A 3,651-nucleotide genomic window follows, 5' to 3' on the forward strand; every position below is an offset into this window, starting at 1 on the left:
CATAGGAAGTGAAGCGGCGCGGGTCGCACGACCACATGTCCCATTCGGTCCGGCCCTCGGTCACCCATTCGGCCAGCACCTTGCCGGCGCCGCCACCCTGGGCAATGCCGAAGGTGAAGACGCAGGCCTCGAAGGCATTGGGAACGCCGGGCATCGGGCCGATCAGCGGATTGCCGTCCGGCGTATAGGGGATCGGCCCGTTGATCACCTTGGACAGGCCGGCCGTGCCAAGGATCGGCACGCGGGCGACGGCGTCGGCCAGATAATGTTCCAGCCGGTCGAGATCATCGGGGAACAGCTGGAAGGAAAAGTCCTCCGGCATCGGGTCATTGTGGCTGGCCCAATGCGCGCGGCAATTGCGCTCATAGGGGCCGAGATTCATGCCGTTCTTCTCCTGGCGCAGATAGTAGGAGGTGTCGACGTCGCGCAGCAGCGGCAGCTTCTTGCCTTGTTCCTTCGACCATGCCGCGAGTTCGGGGATCTCCTCGAACAGAATGTACTGATGGCTCATCACCATCATCGGCACGTCGCGGCCGAACATCCGGCCGACTTCGGCGGCGCGGTAGCCGGCGGCATTGACGACGATCTCGCAGCGGATCTCACCCTGTGCCGTCTCGACCACCCAGTCGTCGTTCTCGCGGCGCACGCCTGTGACCGGGCAGAAGCGGATGATCTTCGCGCCCATGTCGCGCGCACCCTTGGCCAGCGCCTGGGTGAGTTGCGCCGGATCGATGTCGCCGTCGCTCGGGTCGTAGAGCGCGCCTTTCAGCTCATGCGTCTCGATGAAGGGATAGCGACGCTGGATCTCGTCGACACCGACAATGTCTATGTCCATACCCTGGTAGAGGCCCATGCCCTTGGCGCGCTGGAATTCCTGCATGCGCTCGAGCGAGTGGGCAAGGCGAAGCGAGCCGGTGACGTGATAGTTCATGGGGTAGTCGACCGCGTCGGCCAGCCCGCGATAAAGCTCGGTCGAATAGCGCTGCATGTTCATCAGCGACCAGGACGAGGAGAAGGTCGGCACGTTGCCGGCGGCATGCCAGGTCGAGCCGGAGGTCAGCTCGTTCTTCTCGAGCAGCACGCAGTCGGTCCAGCCCGCCTTGGCGAGATGATAGAGCGCGGAGGTGCCGACGGCGCCGCCTCCGATGATCACCACGCGCGCCGTGCTCGGCAAACCCGCCATGTTCTTCTCCAAACTTGAACTCAATAGACGGGTGGTGAAACCACCCAGATGACAATTGCCGGCTCGGCACCCGGATTGCGCCAGCGGTAGGGCTTGCCTTCGAAGCGAAAGGAGTCGCCCTCGCCAAGCCGATGCCAGACACCTCCGATCTCGATGTCGAACAGTCCGGACGCGACGTATCCGGCTTCCTCGGTCGGCCGCTGCGCCTCGGCCTTCAGTTCCGCGCCCGGCGCGAAGACCGAACGCACCATCTCGAAGCTACCGCCGAGATCGGGCGACAGAAGCTCCTCCACCAGGCCGGATTCGCTTGTGCCAAGCGTGCGGCGCCTGCCGGCGCGCACGACCACGCCGCGCTCGCTTTCGACAGGTACGTCATGGCTGAAGAACAGGCTGATCGGCACGCCGAACAGTTCGGCGAAGGCTCTGAGGTCACCGAGCGACGGCGTCGACAGGCCACGCTCGACCTGGCTGACCCAGCCGACCGAACGGCCTAGCTTCAGGCCGATCTCGGCGAGCGTCAGCCCGCGCGCCTTGCGCAGGGCCCTGATGTCGCCGGCCAGCACGCGTTCGTCAGGTCCCTGCAATGTTCTTGCGGTAGTCGAAGGCAAAACGCTCTCTTTATGAAAAATCACCGACAAATTTCATGAGAAATCAAGCTCATGAAAAAATCAAGCAGATTTTCACGGATGCACAAGATTTGCTTGCGCGATTTTGACGGTTCATGCAAAGGCTCCGCCGAGAGCGGCGAGTGGGGACGTCCGATCGAGACAAAGGGTAAGGGACGGCCCATGCTGGAAAATAACCCCCGAATCGAGGGCGACGCCGAGATTGTCGACGAGGCGATCCTGTCGCGCCGTTCGGTGCGCGCATTCCTGCCCGACATGGTCGAAGACGACACCATCCGCGCCATTCTGGCGGTTGCGGCGCGCGCCCCATCCGGCACCAACATGCAGCCATGGAAGGTCTATGTCACCAAGGGCGAGAGCAAGCAGCGCATATCGGACGCCATTCTCAATTCCGGCATTCGCGCCGAAAAAGCCGATTGGGACGAGTACCGGTATTATCCCACGCAGTTCTTCGAGCCGTATCTGACGCGACGCCGCGCCAACGGTTTCGGCCTCTATGGCGCGCTCGGCATCGGTCGCCGCGAGGTCGACAAGATGCGCGCCCAGCACGACCGCAACTTCGTCTTCTTCGACGCGCCGGTCGGCATGATCTTCACCATCGATCGCCGCCTCAACCAGGGTTCATGGATCGATTACGGCATGTTCCTGCAGAACATCATGGTCGCAGCTAGAGGCAGGGGTCTGCACACCTGTCCGCAGGCGGCGTTCGCGCCCTATCACCGGCAGATCAGGCCGGTGCTCGACATTCCGGACGAGGAGATCGTCGTCTGCGGCATGGCGCTTGGTTATGAAGATACGTCAAAACCTGAAAACGCCTTCCGCACCGACCGCGTGCCGCTGCAAGAGTGGGTGACGTTCAGCGAATAAGCCAGCCGGCCTCATTCCGTGTTCATCTGTGCGCCGTGGCCGCTGACATGGGCGCCGTCCTGGGGTGTCAGCTTGAGATAGGCGAGCAGCGCGCAGAGCGTGATGATGCCCTCGATCACGAACAGGATGCGGAAATCGTCGGCGACGGCGGGGCCGCCGCCCGCCAGAAACGACAATGCCGCGGCGGCCAGGCCGACGCTGATCGCCACCGCCAGCTGCCATAATATGTAATAGAGCGCGCTGAAACGGGCGAGCTGCTCGGGCGCGATGTCGGAATAGGCGAGGTTGCCGGTCGAGGCCCATTGCGCGGAGCGGAAGACGCCGAAGACGAAGATGTAAGTGAGCACGATCCACACCGGCGTCGTCGCCTGCATCAGCGCGAAGCCGGCAACCAGGGCGGCGACGATGGGCGTGTTGTAGACCAGCACGCGGCGAAAGCCGAAACGGTTGAGGACACGCGGCATGAAGAACCGCATGGCCACCGAGCCGACCGCGGCTACGAAGGTCAGCGATCCCGCCTGCACCGCGCTCATGCCGAAGCCGAGCTGGAACATCAGCGGCAGCAGGAAGACGACCGAGCTAAGGCCGATCGTGTCCAGCCCGCCGCCGGTGAGGAACGAAATGCGGAAGGTACGGATGCGCAACAGCTTGAGATCGAGCAGCGGATTGCGCACGCGCAGGCAGTAGAACGAGGCGATGGTCAGGATGACGAGCGCCAGCGCCAGTTCGCCGGCGATGATGCCGCCCGCGGCGTCCTTGGCGGCAAGCGAATCCATGCCGAAGACCAGCAGGACCATGCCGCTGCCGACCAGCAGGAAGCCCGGAAAATCGAACGGCGTGCGCACGGGCTTGGTCATCGTCGGAAACAGCGAGGCGGCAAGAATTGCCGCCGCCAGCGCGAACGGCACGTTGATGAAGAAGATCCAGCGCCAGGAAATGTAGGTGGTCAGCGCACCGCCGACGAGCGGACCGACC

General features: G+C 63.5%; 4 protein-coding genes. 1 reads left to right on the forward strand and 3 read right to left on the reverse strand.

What is annotated here, in order from left to right; translation table 11 throughout:
• Together EN884_RS29335 and EN884_RS29340 are read right to left on the reverse strand one after the other, a co-directional pair.
• The coding region (locus EN884_RS29335; RefSeq protein WP_164895223.1) for an FAD-binding oxidoreductase at positions 1–1,183 on the reverse strand (1,183 nt) is incomplete at its 3' end.
• A gap of 20 nt (positions 1,184–1,203) precedes the next feature.
• Positions 1,204–1,746: an XRE family transcriptional regulator gene (locus EN884_RS29340; RefSeq protein WP_032807957.1), complete on the reverse strand. Its 543-nt coding sequence runs from the start codon at positions 1,744–1,746 to the stop codon at positions 1,204–1,206.
• Positions 1,747–1,971: 225 nt separating this feature from the next.
• Here EN884_RS29340 and EN884_RS29345 point away from each other — a divergent pair, with 225 nt between their 5' ends.
• The gene (locus EN884_RS29345) at positions 1,972–2,676 is read left to right on the forward strand and encodes a nitroreductase (RefSeq protein ID WP_063170259.1); all 705 of its coding nucleotides are present in this window, start codon (positions 1,972–1,974) and stop codon (positions 2,674–2,676) included.
• Between the two features lie 11 nt (positions 2,677–2,687).
• Here EN884_RS29345 and EN884_RS29350 read toward each other — a convergent pair.
• Positions 2,688–3,651, reverse strand: a 964-nt coding sequence (locus EN884_RS29350; protein WP_128360893.1) for an MFS transporter, incomplete at its 5' end; no start/stop codon positions are given.

It is taken from the genome of Mesorhizobium sp. M7A.F.Ca.AU.001.01.1.1, from assembly GCF_004022735.1.
Taxonomy (GTDB): domain Bacteria; phylum Pseudomonadota; class Alphaproteobacteria; order Rhizobiales; family Rhizobiaceae; genus Mesorhizobium; species Mesorhizobium ciceri.